We start from the raw sequence: 14,542 nt of genomic DNA on the forward strand, positions 1-14,542 counted from the left end.
TCAGCGCCCGGCGTCGAGTCGCTCGTGCAGGAATGCCGCCACCTCGTCGCGTGCCCTCGTGGCCCCGTTCCGCGGCTCCTCACGCACCTCGGCGGTGAGCACGGAGTGCGCGCGGCGCCGGAACCTGTCGGAGTTGCCGCACGACGAGTCGAGCTCGATCACGCGGAACCCGTCCTTGAGTCGCTCCTTCAATGCTTCGAAGCGAGCGCCTGGCGAGATCAGGTCCTCGCTGAACCGGAGCCCGAGCACGCAGAGACCCTCCTCTGAGGTTCGGCGGTGCACCTCGGCGAGCTCCGCCTCGCTGACGCCGGTGTCGTTGCGCCGCCGCCCCGGAAGCGCGATCGGGATCGAGGGCTGGCTCACCACGGGGGCCGCGACCCGTGGATCGACGGCGGCCGCGAGCGCGAATCCGCCCGCATTCTCGCGGCATCCGCCCGGCCGGTCAACGGCCTTCAGGCTCCCGCCTTCGCCGCGTACCGTCGCGACGGTCCGACGACCACCTCGTGACGACCGGAGGAGACCGATGCAGTACGGATACAAGCTGTCGGCCGAGGGCTTCGACCCGAAGGAGCTCGTGCGCCAGGCGAAGCTCGCCGAGGCATCCGGGTTCGACTTCGTGGAGATGAGCGACCACTACCACCCGTGGCTCGACTCGCAGGGCCACTCGCCGTTCGCGTGGACGGTGCTCGGCGCCATCGCCGCGGAGACCGACCGCATCGGCCTCGCGACCGGCGTGACCTGCCCGACCGTGCGCTACCACCCGGCGATCATCGCGCAGGCGGCGGCCACGCTCGCGATCGTGTCCGACGACCGCTTCACGCTCGGCGTCGGCGCCGGCGAGCGCCTCAACGAGCACGTCGTCGGGCGCGGATTCCCCGCGGTGGCCGAGCGGCAGGCGATGCTGCGCGAGGCGCTCGAGATCATCCGGCTGCTCTGGCAGGGCGGGTACCGGTCGTACCGGGGCGAGTACCTCGACCTCGAGGACGCGCGCGTCTTCGACCTGCCCGATCGGCTTCCCGTGATCGCGGTGGCCGCAGGCGGGCCGGATGCCGCTGAGCTGGCGGCCGAGCTCGGCGACGGGCTGTTCGGCATCGAGGCCGACCCCGAACTGCTCGGCGCGTACCGTGACGCGGGCGGAAGCGGACCTCGCTACGGCGAGGTCGGCGTCGCCTGGGCCGAGGACGAGGAGCACGCCGTGCGCGCGGCATTCGCGTCGTCGCGGTGGTCGCTCACGGGCTGGAAGGTCATGAGCGAGCTGCCGAACCCGGTCAACTTCGAAGCATCGGCGCGGTACGTCCGGGAGGAGGACGTCGCCGCGCAGATGCCGTGCGGCCCCGACCTCGCGAAGCACGTCGCGGCCGTGCGCTCATACGAGCAGGCCGGCTACGACCACGTGGTCCTCACGAACAACGGGCCCGACCCCGACGGCTTCATGGACTTCTTCACCCGGGAGCTGAAGCCGGCGCTGCTCGACTGAGGCGGGCGTGCGGCGAGCGGCGTCAGGAGCAGACCTCGCGGATGCCCCCGAGACCCGCGTAGAGGTCCTCCAGGAACGGGCCGACCTCGTTCGGGTCGGCGCCGGCCGGGTCGTCGATCGCTCCGCGCAGGAACGCCGCGAGGCCGTGCATCGCCTCGCTGGTGACCTCGGCCGGGACGAGCACCTCGGCGTTCGAGACCTGATCGACCGCGGCTGCGAACGCGGCGTCGGCGGACTCGAACTTGGCGGCCTGGCCCGCCGGGTCGGCCATGGCCGCGGTGAATGCGTCCTCCTGCTGGCCGAGCGCGACCAACTCCATCGCGCCCGACTGCAGGAGCAGGCACGCCTCGGCCACCGTCTGCTCGGCGACCGCCTCGGTCGTGGGCTCGGGCGCCTTCGACGACGCGGCCTCCTCCGCGACGGCGCCCCCGGCGCATGCGGTGAAGAGCAGGAGGCCGAGGGCGGCGGGGACGAGTGCGACGGCGCGCGGGAGCGACATTGGTTCCTCCAGGGTCGGGTCGGGCGGTAGGGGCCGCCGCACCAGTGAACCAGTTTCCAGGTCACGACGCGGTATCGGTTTTCCAAGGTCGGAGCTGAGGTGAACAGAATTTTCGCGGTTGTTCCGTTTGCGGCATCCGTGCGCCCATGTGACCATCGATGCATGGTCACCGCCGATCGCACCGCTCGCACGGCCCTCGAGGCCGCCTCCTCCGAGCCCGCGGGCGAGGGCGACGAGGTCGACGCGCTGACGCTCGGCCGACGCATCCGCGACCGCCGCACCGCCGTCGGCATGACGCTCGGCGAGCTCGCCCGGGCCATCGACCGGGCGCCCTCGCAGGTGTCGGCGATCGAGAACGGGAAGCGGGAGCCGCGGCTCTCGATGCTGCGCACGATCGCGTTCGCGCTCGGCACGACCGCCGACGAGCTGCTGAAGCCCGACGCCCCGTCGGAGCGCGCCGCGCTCGAGATCGCGGTCGAGCGGGCGCAACGGGGTCCCGTCTTCCAGGCGCTCGGACTCGAGCCGTTCCGCGTGGCCAAGACGATGAGCGACCAGACGCTGCAGACGATCCTCGCGCTGCACCACGAGATCGACCGCCTGCACCGCGAGCGGGCCGCGACGCCCGAGGAGGCCCGCCGCGCGAACGCGGAGCTGCGCGCCGAGATGCGCGCCCGCGACAACTTCTATCCCGAGCTCGAGCAGAAGGCGGCCGAGCTGCTCGAGGCGGTCGGGCACACCGGCGGCCCGGTGTCGCACCAGCTCGTCGCCGACATGGCGTCGCACCTCGGCTACTCGCTGCACTACGTCGGCGACCTGCCGCACTCGACCCGATCGGTGACCGACAAGCACAACGGCCGCATCTACCTGCCGACGCAGCAGTCGCCGTCGCGCGACTCCCGCTCCCCCATCCTGCAGGCGCTCGCGAGCCACCTGCTCGGTCACGAGGAACCGCGAAACTACGGCGAATTTCTGCGTCAGCGCATCGAGACGAACTACCTCACCGCGGCGATCCTCCTGCCCGAGCAGGCCGCCGTGCGCTTCCTCACCGAGGCGAAGAACCTGCGCCGCATCTCGATGGAGGAGCTCCGCGACGCCTTCGCCGTGTCGTACGAGACCGCCGCGCACCGGTTCACGAACCTCGCGACGGCTCGCCTCGGCATCCCCGTGCACTTCATGAAGGTGCACGAGTCGGGCACCATCATCAAGGCGTACGAGAACGACAAGGTGCGGTTCCCGTCCGACGCGCTCGGCGCCGTCGAGGGCACGACGGTCTGCCGCAACTGGACCGCCCGCACGGTGTTCGACGTCGAGGACCGGTTCAGCCCCTGGTACCAGTACACCGACACGTCCTCGGGCACGTTCTGGTGCACCTCGCGCATCGAGAAGGCCAAGGAGGGCGAGTACTCGGTGTCGGTCGGCGTGCCGTTCGAGCACGTGAAGTGGTTCCGCGGACGCGAGACGCCGCACCGCGCCGTGTCGCGGTGCCCCGACGAGTCGTGCTGCCGGCGCCCGCCGTCGACCCTGTCCGAGAAGTGGGCCGATGCCTCGTGGCCGGCCGCGCGCACGCCGACGTCACTGCTCGCGGCGCTGCCGACGGGCACGTTCCCCGGCGTCGACCAGACCGAGGTGTTCCAGTTCCTCGAGGCGCACGCGCCCCGGGGCTGACCCCGGTGGTCGGGTAGCGAAGCGCGACGCGTATCGAGACCCCTGATGGCGTCTCGATACGCCTGCTGCGCGGGCTACTCGACGACCGGTTCGGATGCCGCGAGCTCCCGGAACCACGTGAGCGCCGCCAGGTGCGCCGTCACGCCGTAGTCGAGCGTGGCCCGCTGGTAGCGGAACACCTCGCGGTACTCGGCCGGCACCGACGCCGCCTGCGCGTCGAGCGCCACGGCGTATCCCTCGAGCCCGGCCAGCTCGCCCTCGATCTCCGCCATGATGCCGTCGATGATCGCGCGGCGCTCGTCCGCGTCCTCGACGAGGCCGAGCAGGAACAGCCGCGAGAGGGCGGCCACCTCGAGGTCGCCGCCGCTGAGCGGGGAGCGGATCCAGGCGTGGAACACGGCGGCACCGGCATCCGTGATCTCGTAGACCTTCTTCAGGCGCCCGCCGTCGGTCTCCTCGTGCATGCGCACGCTGCCCGCGGCGAGGAGCGTGCGCAGCGCGCTCTGCAGGCTGCCGAAGCTCGCCCGATAGAAGAGCGACGGCCCCTGCTCGAACTGCTTGTTCAGCGAGTAGAGCGTCTGCGGCCCGAGCAGCAGGAGCAATCCGAGGATGACGTTGCCCATTCGACTCCCGACGCGTATATTCCTACTCGTGATATCCCTAGTCGTGATATCACGATCCGTGACGAGGGGATTCTCGCAGATGGACGCCGCAGCCGACTTCACCACGCGCCTCGATCGCCATCTCGAGCGGGTGACGCGCCGCCGCGGCATCCTCGGCGCCCCGCAGGTCGCCGTCTCCGCACCGCGGCTCGGCATCGACTACCGCTCGGGCGGTCGATCGCAGCGCTTCCACGTCGCGAGCATCGGCAAGACGTTCACCGCGACGCTCGTGATGCAGCTCGTCGAGGCGGGCGCCGTCACCATCGAGACGCCGGTCAGCGCACTGCTCCCGGGCGACGAGCTCGACGGCCTCTTCGACACGACAGGCTCGACGGATGCCGCGGGCGGCGCCACGGTGGCGCACCTGCTGACGCACACCGCGGGCGTCGCCGACTACTTCGACGGCAGCGTCACCGACGGACGACCCGTGCGCGACCTCGTGATCACCGAACCCGACCGGCTCTGGACTCCAGCCGACCTGCTCGAGTTCTCGCGCACGCGCCAGCGCCCGGTCGGTCGGCCGGGCGAGCGGTTCGCCTACTCCGACACGGGCTACATCCTGCTCGGCCGCATCCTCGAGCGGGCGACCGGCCGCGTGTTCCACGAGCTGCTGCACGAGCGGATCTTCACGCCGCTCGGGATGCGCGACAGCGCCCTGCTGTTCCACTCGGTGCCTGCGAACGACCGTGAGGCCGCGCCGGCCGCGGACGCCGCGGCGGCCGCGCTCGAGGGGACACCGGCGCCCGGAGCCGCAACGGCCGCGCTCGCAGCGGAGACCTCGACCGGCACCTCGCTCGCCATCGCCCCGCTGCGTCTCGGACGCACCGAGGCGAGCACGTTCCGCAGCCTCAGCTGCGACTGGGCCGGCGGTGGCATCGTGTCGACGCCCGACGACCTGGTCGCGTTCGACGCCGCGCTGCACCGGGGCTCACTCGTCTCCCGCGAGAGCCTCGCGTGGCTCGCCGAGCCGCGGCACCGCTTCCACGTCGGCATCCGCTACGGCGCCGGCATGATGCAGGTGCGATTCGGGGGGTTCTCGCCGTTCCTGCGGGGTCTCCCCCGCCCGATCGGCCATATCGGCGTGCTCGCCACGCACCTGTTCCACGATCCCGTGCACGACGCGGGCATCGTGCTGAACTTCGCCTCGACGCGCGAGATGTCGCGGAGCTTCCGCACGCTCATCGCGATCGAGCAGGAGCTCGCCCGCGCCGCGCGCGCCTGAGCATCCAGCCGCGCGGGCCTGACCGTTTACGCTGCGCACGCCTAATTGTCCATCCGGCCAATCCGTCCGGCAGGCGTCCCCATTCCCGACACCGCGCGGTGGCGTCCCCGCAGGCGGCGCGCGAGGATGGGAGCACCGACCGCCTTGGAGAGACCGCCGTGGGAACGACCGTATTCGAACGCCGCCGGCCGCCGGCATCCGTCATCGAGCACTCGCTCGCCGGGAGCGAGCACCGCGTGTTCTGGCTCGACGACCTGGGCGCCGAGGCGGGGAGGTCGCGGCCCGCGCTCACCGGCGAGCACGTCGCGCAGCTCGTCGTCGTCGGCGGCGGCTACACCGGCCTGTGGACGGCGGTGCTCGCGAAGCGCCGCAACCCCGACGCGCACGTCGTGCTCGTCGAGGCGAAGTCCGTCGGCTGGGCGGCATCCGGTCGCAACGGCGGCTTCTGCGAGGCGAGCCTGACGCACGGCCGCGAGAACGGGACGTCGCGCTGGCCCGAGGAGATGCCGACGCTCGAGCGGCTCGGGTACGAGAACCTCGACGCGATCGAGGCCGCCGAGGCCGAGCTCGGCATGGACTTCGAGTTCGAGCGCAACGGCGCCCTCGGCGTCGCGGTCGAGCCGCATCAGGTCGACTGGATCGAGGAGGAGGTCGCCGAGGCGGCGGCCCGCGGCGACGACGGCGTCAGATTCCTCGACCAGGACCAGGTGCGCGCCGAGGTCGACTCCCCCACCTACCTCGCGGGCGTCTGGGACACTCGGGGCAGCGCCATCCTGCACCCGGCGAAGCTCGCCGCCGAGCTCGCCCGCGTCGCGGAGGAGCTCGGCGTCGAGATCTTCGAGCAGTCGCGCGTGCGCCGCATCGAGACCCCCGGCTCGACGGGCGCGGTGACCGTCGTGACCGACGGCGGGCGCGTGATCGCGCAGCGCGCGGTGCTCGCGACGAACGTGTTCCCGAGCCTGCTCAAGCGCAACCGGCTCATGACCGTGCCGGTCTACGACTACGTGCTCATGACCGAGCCGCTCACCGCCGAGCAGCAGGCGTCGATCGGCTGGGCGAACCGGCAGGGGCTCGGCGACCTCGCCAACCAGTTCCACTACTACCGGCCCACGCGCGACGGCCGCATCCTGTTCGGCGGCTACGACGCGGTCTACCACTACGGCCGGCGCATCCTCGAGCGCTACGAGGATCGCGCCGAGAGCTACGAGCGGCTCGCGAGCCACTTCTTCACGACGTTCCCGCAGCTCGAGGGCCTGCGGTTCTCGCACCGGTGGGGCGGCGTGATCGACACCAGCACGCGGTTCGCCGCGTTCTACGGCACCGCGCGCGACAACCGGGTCGCCTACGCCGCCGGGTTCACGGGCCTCGGCGTGGCCGCCGCGCGCTTCGCCGGCGAGGTCGTGCTCGACCTGCTCGAGCAGCGCGACAACGAGCGCACCCGGCTGCGCATGGTGCGCGAACGGCCGCTGCCGTTCCCGCCCGAGCCCATCGCCGCCATGGGCATCAACGCGACGCGCTGGTCGCTCGACCGCGCCGACCACACGAGAGGCAGGCGCAACATGCTGCTGAAGACACTCGACGCCCTCGGCCTGGGGTTCGACTCATGAGCGACGCGCCCCGCCTGCATCCGGGCGTCATCGCGGATGCCGCGACGGTCGCACTCGAGCACGTGCCCGTCGAGGCGGACCAGGTGGTCGCCGGCGCGCCGACCACGGGCCACCTCGTGCTCGACGACGACGGCGGACGCACGGTCGGCGTCTGGGAGATGTCGGTCGGCGCGATGCGCGACGTCGAGGCCGACGAGGTGTTCGTCGTGCTCGCGGGCGCCGCGACCATGGAGTTCGAGCATCCGCACGCGTCGCCGATCGTGCTGCGTCCGGGCTCGGTCGTGCGCCTCGAGTCGGGCATGCGCACGATCTGGACGGTGCGGCAGACGCTGCGCAAGGTGTACGTCTCACCGTGAGCGACGACCGCGAACGCGACGGCCTGACGGATGCCGCGACGCGCGTCGCGGCGGTCGTCGCCGTCGCGCGCGACGACGCGCACCGGTTCACGAAGCCCGTGCGCGACGAGATCCGGCTCGTCGCCGGCCACGGCATCGAGGGCGACGCGCACGCCGGAGCCACCGTTCGGCGCCGGTCGCGGTTCCGCGGCACGTGGACCGAACCGAACGTGCGACAGGTGCACCTGCTCCAGCGCGAGCTGTTCGACGAGCTCGCCGTCGAGGGCCACGAGGTCGGGCCGGGCGAGCTCGGCGAGAACGTCACCACGAGCGGGATCGACCTGCTGTCGCTCCCCCTCGGGACGCGGCTGCGGCTCGGCGACGCCGCGGAGGTCGAGCTGACGGGGCTGCGGAATCCGTGCGTGCAGATCGATCGGTTCCAGCCGGGGCTCATGCGCCGGATGATCCGCCGCGACGCCTCGGGCACGCACCGGCGCGCCGGGGTGATGGCCGTCGTCGTCGCGGACGGCGTCGTGCGCGCGGGCGACCCGATCCTGGTCGTGCTGCCGGTGGAGCCGCACGAAGCGCTGCCCGTGGTCTGACGCTCGGGCCTCCGGTCGTCGAGTAGCGCCGCGCGAAGCGCGACGCGTATCGAGACGCGGTGCTCTCACCCATCGGCCTGCCACGTCTCGATACGCGTCCGCCTTCGGCGGGCGCTGCTCGACGACCGGGACCGCCGGCTCAGGCGACGGATGCCGCGTCGCCGGCCTCGCTCGCCGCGCCGGTCGGCGGCGCCACCGGGTCGATGCGGAACGTGAGGCGGAAGCGCTCGAGCAGGGCGCTCCCTCCGTCGAGGATGGCGACGCCCGACGGCGGTCCCTTCACGGTGACGGTCCCCCGGACGCCCGAGACGAGGTCGCGGAACCCCGTCGGCTCGACCGCGAGCTCGAGCACGTCCTCGGGCGCGACGTCGGGGATCGGGCGCCGCGGCTGCGGGAGTGCGCCCGGTCCGACGGGAGCGACGTCGAGGTGGCGGCCCGTCACGATCGCCGAGAGCGAGACGTCGCCGACGTGCAGCACGTACTCGGTGGGGGGTAGCGTCGCCGCGGCATCCGGCCGGAACGCGGCGCCGAGCGCGATCGCGAGCGCGTCGGCCGTGACCAGCTCGCCCTCGGCGGGCTCGCCCAGGGTGGACCATCCCCAGCGCTCGAGGGCGACCACGACGGGCTCGAGGGCGCGCCCGAGCTCGGTCAGCTCGTAGCCGCCGCGCACGGTCGGCACGCGGCGGACGACGCCCGCCTCCTGCAGCTCCTTCAGCCGGTCGGCCAGGATGTTCGTCGGGATGCGCGGCAGGCCGGCCTTCAGGTCGCCATACCGGCGTGCGCCGACGAGCAGGTCGCGGACGATGAGCAGTGCCCACCGTTCCCCGACCCGCTCGACGGCACGGGCGACGCCGCTGTACTGGCCGAAGCCCCGAGTGGCGCGCGTGGCCATTCGGCGCGTCCGGTCAGGCCGACGGCGCCTCGGCGCCGGCGCCCTGCTGTGCCATGTAGGCCTCGGGACCCATCTCGGCCGCCGCCGGCTCCATGAACAGGAACGAGAGGTTGTTGCCGTCGGGGTCGTCGAGGTCGCGCGAGTACATGAATCCGTAGTCCTGCACCGGACGCGGCTCGCTGCCGCCGGCGGCGAGGCCCTTGGCGAGGACGGCGTCGACGTCCTCGCGGGAGTCGCGGGTGAGGGCGATCGACACCTGGGCCTGGGTCTTCGGGTCGATGATCTGCTTGTCGGTGAACGTGCCGAGGTACTCGCGCGTCAGCACCATGAAGTAGATCGTGTCGCTGAGCACGACGCAGGCGGCGTTCTCGTCGGTGAAGTTGGGGTTGATCGTGAAGCCCAGCGCCTCGTAGAACGCCTTTGCGCGGTCGAGGTCGGTGGTGGGGATGTTCACGAAGATGTTCGTGGCGGTCATGGTGTCCTCCGGTGGATCGTCGTCGATCGGTGGTTCCGATTGTGATCCTCAGCTTGCTCTTTGCAAGTGAACTTGTCAATAGCAAGTAAAAGATTCGGTCGTCGGGGTTCAGCTCGCCGCGCTGCGGCGTACGAGCAACGCGAGGTGCAGCCCCGTGAGCGTCTCGCCGTCATCGAGGTCGGCCCCGAGCAGGTCGCCGATCAGGGCGAGCCGCTGGTAGAACACCGACCGCGACAGGTGGCTCGCAGAGGCCGCCGCCGTGCGGTTGCCCGGATGCGCGAGCACCGCCCCGAGCACGTGCAGCAGGTCGCCGTCGCGGGCGAGGTCGTACTCGATGATGGGCTGCAGCATCCGCTCGCTGTGCCGGAGCAGCCGGTGGTCGTCGCGCAGCGACGTCACGAGCCGCATGAGCGGTCGCTCGTCGGCGCGCCGCAGCACCGCGCCCCGCACGCCGCGCGGGCGTGCCCCGCGCGAGAGGTCCGTCGCCTCCTGCACCGAGGCGAGCAGCCCGTCGAGCCCGTCGGCGACCGAGCCGATCGACACGACGAGCCGGTCGGCGGATGCCGCGTCGCCGCCGACGAGGTCGGACGCGAACCGGCTCGCCGCCGCATCCGACAGCGTGCCGGGCAGCGACAGCAGCACGACCCGTGCCGATCGGGTGACCGTCGCGCCGGGCGCCACGCCGTCGATCGCCCGGCCGCCGAGGGCGCGCGCCGCGGCATCCGCCGCACCATCGGGGATCGCCGGACCCGTCGCGACGATGCCGTACAGCCGTGCCCCCATCACCGGGAGCCCGGCGGCCTCGAGTCGGGCGGATGCCCCGGCGACACCCGCGAACCGCCCTTCGAGCAGCGCATCGACGAGCCGCTGCCGGCCGATGCGCGTCCACTCGTCCGCACCGCCGTCGGCGAGCCGGCCGAGCGCCAGCGCGATCGCGCCCTGCTCGAGCACGCTCACGCGACCCGCGGGATGCGCGGGTCCGGGCAGTGCGATGAGGTGCCCCCAACGGATGCCGCGGGCCTCGACGGGCACGATGAGCCACTCGTCGGCGCCAGCGGGACCGCCGTCGCGTCGGCGCTGCTCGTCGTCGCGGTGCGCCGCGCGCGAGCGCGCCTCCCAGTCGGCGAAGAGCCCCTCCTCGGCGGCGGGCGGCACCTCCGCCGCGACGACCTCGTGCGCGAGGTTCTCGAGCACCACCGCGGCGCCGAGCGTCTGCGCGAGCTGGTGCACGATGAAGTCCGCGGGCGAGCCGCGCAGGCTCAGCGCCGTGAAGCGCTCACGCACCTCGTCGCGGGCCCGGAGCGCCTCGGTCTGCTCGGAGATGATGCGGCTGTGCACGGCCTCGGTGAGCGTCACGAACTTCACCTCGCGGTGCAGCGCCACGAGGGCGAGGCCGTGCTCGCGGGCCGACTGCTCCACGACCGCGGGCACGTAGCGGTAGTGCACGCCGAGCTCGAGCACCAGGCCCGCGACGCCGGCGTCGACGAGGCCCGCGATGAACGCCTCGAGGTCGGTCGGCTCGGTCGGCCAGCCCGAGCCGGTCGAGAGCAGGAGCTCGCCGCCGTTCAGCAGGCGAGCGACGCCGGCGCTGTCGGACGCGTGCACCCAGCGCACGCGCGCGTCGAGCGCGTCGTCGCTCGCGAGCACCTCGGGAACGCCGTGCGCCACGGCCTCGAGGGTCAGGATCTCGCGCACGGTCGGCAGCCCGGCGTCGCCGCGCTGTTCCCCGGGGCCGTTCGGACGATCCGTATGGTTCGGAACGTCTTCGCGACGGTCTGCCATCTGTAGGGCCTCTCTGGCTCTGTAAGACTTGGGAACGCCAGCCTAGACGAACTCGGTCGATCTGTCCGACCATACTGTCCGGCGGCAAGCACATCCCGTCGATGGGGTGCCGAGGCATCCGTCGTCACGAACCAACCGAAGGAGCGCCATGAGCCTCGTCCAGGACACCGTCGACCCTCAGGTCGTCGACGAGCGCGAGACCGCCCTCGTCCGTCACTTCGTCGCCGGCCGCGAGGTCGGCGGCGACGACCGTACCGGTCCCGTCTTCAACCCCGCCACCGGCGAGGTGTCGCGTCGCGTCGCGTTCGCCTCGACCGCCGAGGTCGACGAGGCGATCGCCGCCGCGAAGGCCGCACTGCCCGGTTGGCGAGCAACCGGCCTCATCAAGCGGGCGGACGTGTTCTTCAAGCTCCGGCACCTCCTCGTCGAGCACCAGGACGAGCTCGCCGCCATCCTCACGAACGAGCACGGCAAGGTGCTCTCCGACGCCAAGGGCGAGATCAGCCGCGGCATCGAGAACGTCGAGTTCGCCGCCGGGCTCGTGCACCTGCTGAAGGGCGAGCGGTCCGAGCAGGTCGCACGCGGCGTCGACGTGCACCAGGCCAAGCAGCCGGTCGGGGTGGTCGGCGCGATCACGCCGTTCAACTTCCCGGTCATGGTGCCGCTCTGGATGGTCGCCTCGGCGATCGCGTGCGGCAACACCGTCGTGCTGAAGCCGTCGGAGAAGGACCCGAGCGCCGCGATCTTCCTGGCGAAGCTCTTCCAGGAGGCGGGCCTTCCCGACGGCGTGCTCAACGTCGTGCACGGCGACAAGGTCGCGGTCGACGCGATCCTCGACTCGCCCGACGTGCGCGCGGTCTCGTTCGTCGGCTCGACGCCGATCGCCCGATCGATCTACCGGCGAGCGTCCGAGAACGGCAAGCGCGTCCAGGCGCTCGGCGGCGCGAAGAACCACATGGTCGTCATGCCCGACGCCGACCTCGACGCCGCGGCCGATGCCGCCGTCTCGGCCGCATACGGCTCGGCGGGCGAGCGCTGCATGGCGGTGTCGGTGCTCGTCGCGGTGGGCGACGAGGTCGCCGACGCCATCGTCGCGAAGGTCGCCGAGCGGATGGCGACCCTGAAGATCGGCGACGGCACCGACCCGGCGAGCGAGATGGGCCCGCTCATCACCCGCGAGCACCGCGACAAGGTCGCCTCGTACGTCACGGGCGCCGCGGCGGAGGGCGCGACGGTCGTCGTCGACGGCACGCTGCAGGCGTTCGAGGGCGACGGGTTCTTCGTCGGCACCTCGCTCGTCGACCACGTGAAGCCCGGCATGCGGGTCTACGACGACGAGATCTTCGGCCCGGTGCTCTCCGTCGTGCGCGTCGCCTCGTACGAGGAGGCCGTCGACCTCATCAACGCGAACGACTTCGCGAACGGCGTCGCCGTCTTCACGCGCGACGGCGGCACGGCCCGCCAGTTCGAGTTCGACATCGAGGTCGGCATGGTCGGCGTCAACGTGCCGATCCCCGTGCCGATCGGCGCCTACTCGTTCGGCGGCTGGAAGAACTCGCTCTTCGGCGACTCGCACATCTACGGCCCCGAGTCGGTGCACTTCTACACCCGCTCGAAGGTCGTCACGACGCGCTGGCCCGACCCGTCGGAGTCGCAGGTCAACCTGGGCTTCCCGAGCAACCACTGATCGCCACCGGTGGTCGAGTAGCGCCCGGCGCAGCCGGACGCGTATCGAGACCCGACGTGGGCGTCTCGATACGCGTCGCCTCCGGCGGCGCTACTCGACGACCGACCTGAAAGGACCCTCCCCATGACCGACACCCTGATCGACACGGCGACCTACGTCGACCGGAGCGGCACGCGGCATCCGCTGCCCGACGCAGCCGCCGAGGCGCAGGTGCGCGGCGACGACCGCGGCCACGTGTTCCACTCGTGGAGCGCGCAGGCCCTCATCGACCCGCTGCCCATCGCGGCGGGCGAGGGCTCGACGTTCTGGGACTACGCGGGCAACGCGTACCTCGACTTCTCGAGCCAACTCGTGAACCTCAACCTCGGGCACCAGCACCCCGACCTCGTCGCGGCGATCCAGGAGCAGGCCGGCCGCCTCGCGACGATCCAGCCGTCGATGGCGTCGGACGTGCGCGGCGAGCTCGCCCGGCGCATCGCCGAGGTCGCGCCCGGCGACCTCGACAAGGTGTTCTTCACCAACGGCGGCGCCGACGCCAACGAGTACGCCGTGCGCATGGCGCGCGCCGTGACGGGCCGCCGCAAGGTGCTGTCGATGTACCGCAGCTACCACGGCGGCACCGCGACCGCCATCTCGCTCACGGGCGACCCGCGCCGCTGGGCGAACGAGCCGAGCGACGGCAGCGTCGCGCACTTCCTGGGGCCGTACCCGTACCGCTCGTCGTTCCACGCCTCGAACGAGGCGGAGGAGACCGAGCGCGCGCTCGCGCACCTCGAGCAGGTCATCACGCTCGAGGGCGCGTCGACGATCGCCGCGATCATCATCGAGACGGTGGTCGGCACGAACGGCGTGCTCGTGCCGCCGCCGGGCTACCTGCAGGGCGTGCGGGAGCTCGCCGACCGGTACGGCATCGTCTACATCGCCGACGAGGTCATGGTCGGCTTCGGCCGCGTCGGCGAGTGGTTCGCGGTGAACCACTTCGGCGTGACCCCCGACCTCATCACCTTCGCGAAGGGCGTGAACTCGGGCTACGTGCCGCTCGGCGGCGTGGTCATCTCGCAGCGCATCGCGGCGCACTTCGACACGGTGTCGTTCCAGGGCGGCCTCACGTACTCGGGCCACCCGCTCGCGTGCGCGGCGGGCGTCGCGACGTTCGAGGTGTTCGAGCGCGACGGCATCCTCGAGCGCGTGCGCGACCTCGGCACGCGCGTCGTCGAGCCGCGCCTGCGGGCGATGGCTGAACGGCATCCGTCGGTCGGCGAGGTGCGCGGCCTCGGCCTGTTCTGGGCGATCGAACTGGTGGCGGATGCCGCGACGCGCGCGCCGCTCGTGCCGTTCAACGCATCTGGGGCGGATGCCGCGCCGATGGCCGCCGTGGCGGCCGCGTGCAAGCAGGCGGGCCTCTGGCCGTTCCTCCACTTCAACCGGATGCACGTCGCGCCGCCGCTGGTGATCACCGAGGACGAGCTCGTGCGCGGCCTCGACGTGATCGACGAGGCGCTCGACGTGGCCGACGGCTACGTCGCGGGCTGAGGAGGGCGGGAAGCGCCGGCGAGAACGCATGAGAATCCGCACGACAGGTGTCCACGGGGCCGAAGTGCGGATGCTCATGCATTTCGGGATCGACCAGCGCGGGC

At 72.1% G+C, this 14,542-nt stretch carries 14 protein-coding genes; 8 read left to right on the forward strand and 6 right to left on the reverse strand.

All coding sequences use genetic code 11. The features are described from left to right. Nucleotides 1-363, reverse strand: a complete 363-nt coding sequence (locus FYC51_RS04830) for a hypothetical protein (protein WP_187432500.1) — start codon at nt 361-363, stop codon at nt 1-3. 160 nt (nt 364-523) lie between these two features. On the opposite strand from FYC51_RS04830, the gene FYC51_RS04835 reads away from it, so the two are divergent. Continuing rightward, nucleotides 524-1,477, forward strand: a complete 954-nt coding sequence (locus tag FYC51_RS04835) for a TIGR03557 family F420-dependent LLM class oxidoreductase (protein WP_148732507.1) — start codon at nt 524-526, stop codon at nt 1,475-1,477. Nucleotides 1,478-1,499: 22 nt separating this feature from the next. Here the strand turns inward: FYC51_RS04835 and FYC51_RS04840 are convergent, their stop codons facing one another. After that, nucleotides 1,500-1,976 (reverse strand): hypothetical protein, encoded by a 477-nt coding sequence (locus FYC51_RS04840; RefSeq protein ID WP_148732508.1) that lies wholly within the window; start codon nt 1,974-1,976, stop codon nt 1,500-1,502. Between the two features lie 162 nt (nt 1,977-2,138). Here FYC51_RS04840 and FYC51_RS04845 point away from each other — a divergent pair, with 162 nt between their 5' ends. Then, the gene (locus FYC51_RS04845; RefSeq protein WP_148732509.1) at nt 2,139-3,641 is read left to right on the forward strand and encodes a helix-turn-helix transcriptional regulator; all 1,503 of its coding nucleotides are present in this window, start codon (nt 2,139-2,141) and stop codon (nt 3,639-3,641) included. Between the two features lie 74 nt (nt 3,642-3,715). Here the strand turns inward: FYC51_RS04845 and FYC51_RS04850 are convergent, their stop codons facing one another. Then, on the reverse strand, nt 3,716-4,264 hold the full coding sequence (locus FYC51_RS04850; protein WP_187432501.1) for a PadR family transcriptional regulator: 549 nt from the start codon (nt 4,262-4,264) through the stop codon (nt 3,716-3,718). Nucleotides 4,265-4,343: 79 nt separating this feature from the next. Here FYC51_RS04850 and FYC51_RS04855 point away from each other — a divergent pair, with 79 nt between their 5' ends. The 4 genes from FYC51_RS04855 to FYC51_RS04870 all read left to right on the forward strand — a co-directional run bounded on the left by FYC51_RS04855 (nt 4,344) and on the right by FYC51_RS04870 (nt 8,069). Continuing rightward, a complete protein-coding gene (locus FYC51_RS04855; RefSeq protein ID WP_187432502.1) occupies nt 4,344-5,525 on the forward strand; it encodes a serine hydrolase domain-containing protein in 1,182 nt (393 codons plus the stop codon). Nucleotides 5,526-5,683: 158 nt separating this feature from the next. Next, nucleotides 5,684-7,132, forward strand: coding sequence for an NAD(P)/FAD-dependent oxidoreductase (locus FYC51_RS04860; RefSeq protein ID WP_148732512.1), 1,449 nt, complete (start codon nt 5,684-5,686; stop codon nt 7,130-7,132). After that, nucleotides 7,129-7,488, forward strand: a complete 360-nt coding sequence (locus FYC51_RS04865) for a cupin domain-containing protein (protein ID WP_148732513.1) — start codon at nt 7,129-7,131, stop codon at nt 7,486-7,488. The genes FYC51_RS04860 and FYC51_RS04865 overlap by 4 nt, the downstream gene beginning before the upstream one ends. Further along, on the forward strand, nt 7,485-8,069 hold the full coding sequence (locus FYC51_RS04870; protein WP_238476219.1) for an MOSC domain-containing protein: 585 nt from the start codon (nt 7,485-7,487) through the stop codon (nt 8,067-8,069). Before FYC51_RS04865 ends, FYC51_RS04870 begins: the two co-directional genes overlap by 4 nt. 139 nt (nt 8,070-8,208) lie before the next feature. Here the strand turns inward: FYC51_RS04870 and FYC51_RS04875 are convergent, their stop codons facing one another. From FYC51_RS04875 to FYC51_RS04885, 3 genes are all read right to left on the reverse strand, one after another. Further along, nucleotides 8,209-8,961, reverse strand: coding sequence for a winged helix-turn-helix transcriptional regulator (locus FYC51_RS04875; protein WP_148732514.1), 753 nt, complete (start codon nt 8,959-8,961; stop codon nt 8,209-8,211). Between the two features lie 13 nt (nt 8,962-8,974). Next, nucleotides 8,975-9,436, reverse strand: coding sequence for a VOC family protein (locus tag FYC51_RS04880; RefSeq protein ID WP_148732515.1), 462 nt, complete (start codon nt 9,434-9,436; stop codon nt 8,975-8,977). Between the two features lie 108 nt (nt 9,437-9,544). Next, nucleotides 9,545-11,218 (reverse strand): PucR family transcriptional regulator, encoded by a 1,674-nt coding sequence (locus FYC51_RS04885; RefSeq protein WP_238476220.1) that lies wholly within the window; start codon nt 11,216-11,218, stop codon nt 9,545-9,547. A 148-nt stretch (nt 11,219-11,366) separates the two neighbouring features. On the opposite strand from FYC51_RS04885, the gene FYC51_RS04890 reads away from it, so the two are divergent. Both FYC51_RS04890 and FYC51_RS04895 read left to right on the forward strand, forming a co-directional pair. After that, complete coding sequence (locus FYC51_RS04890) at nt 11,367-12,905, forward strand: CoA-acylating methylmalonate-semialdehyde dehydrogenase (protein WP_148732516.1); 1,539 nt, start codon at nt 11,367-11,369, stop codon at nt 12,903-12,905. Between the two features lie 123 nt (nt 12,906-13,028). Next, nucleotides 13,029-14,438: an aspartate aminotransferase family protein gene (locus FYC51_RS04895; RefSeq protein WP_148732517.1), complete on the forward strand. Its 1,410-nt coding sequence runs from the start codon at nt 13,029-13,031 to the stop codon at nt 14,436-14,438. Nucleotides 14,439-14,542 lie beyond the last annotated feature (104 nt).

It is taken from the genome of Agromyces mariniharenae, assembly GCF_008122505.1.
GTDB classification, from domain to species: domain Bacteria; phylum Actinomycetota; class Actinomycetes; order Actinomycetales; family Microbacteriaceae; genus Agromyces; species Agromyces mariniharenae.

Bases quoted from the DNA above. Each gene is read 5' to 3' on its own strand.
- FYC51_RS04865 (WP_148732513.1), top strand. From the start codon at position 7,129: ATGAGCGACGCGCCCCGCCTGCATCCGGGCGTCATCGCGGATGCCGCG.
- FYC51_RS04845 (WP_148732509.1), top strand. From the start codon at position 2,139: ATGGTCACCGCCGATCGCACCGCTCGCACGGCCCTCGAGGCCGCCTCC.
- FYC51_RS04885 (WP_238476220.1), bottom strand. From the start codon at position 11,218: ATGGCAGACCGTCGCGAAGACGTTCCGAACCATACGGATCGTCCGAAC.
- FYC51_RS04835 (WP_148732507.1), top strand. From the start codon at position 524: ATGCAGTACGGATACAAGCTGTCGGCCGAGGGCTTCGACCCGAAGGAG.
- FYC51_RS04890 (WP_148732516.1), top strand. From the start codon at position 11,367: ATGAGCCTCGTCCAGGACACCGTCGACCCTCAGGTCGTCGACGAGCGC.
- FYC51_RS04855 (WP_187432502.1), top strand. From the start codon at position 4,344: ATGGACGCCGCAGCCGACTTCACCACGCGCCTCGATCGCCATCTCGAG.
- FYC51_RS04850 (WP_187432501.1), bottom strand. From the start codon at position 4,264: ATGGGCAACGTCATCCTCGGATTGCTCCTGCTGCTCGGGCCGCAGACG.
- FYC51_RS04880 (WP_148732515.1), bottom strand. From the start codon at position 9,436: ATGACCGCCACGAACATCTTCGTGAACATCCCCACCACCGACCTCGAC.
- FYC51_RS04895 (WP_148732517.1), top strand. From the start codon at position 13,029: ATGACCGACACCCTGATCGACACGGCGACCTACGTCGACCGGAGCGGC.
- FYC51_RS04875 (WP_148732514.1), bottom strand. From the start codon at position 8,961: ATGGCCACGCGCGCCACTCGGGGCTTCGGCCAGTACAGCGGCGTCGCC.
- FYC51_RS04840 (WP_148732508.1), bottom strand. From the start codon at position 1,976: ATGTCGCTCCCGCGCGCCGTCGCACTCGTCCCCGCCGCCCTCGGCCTC.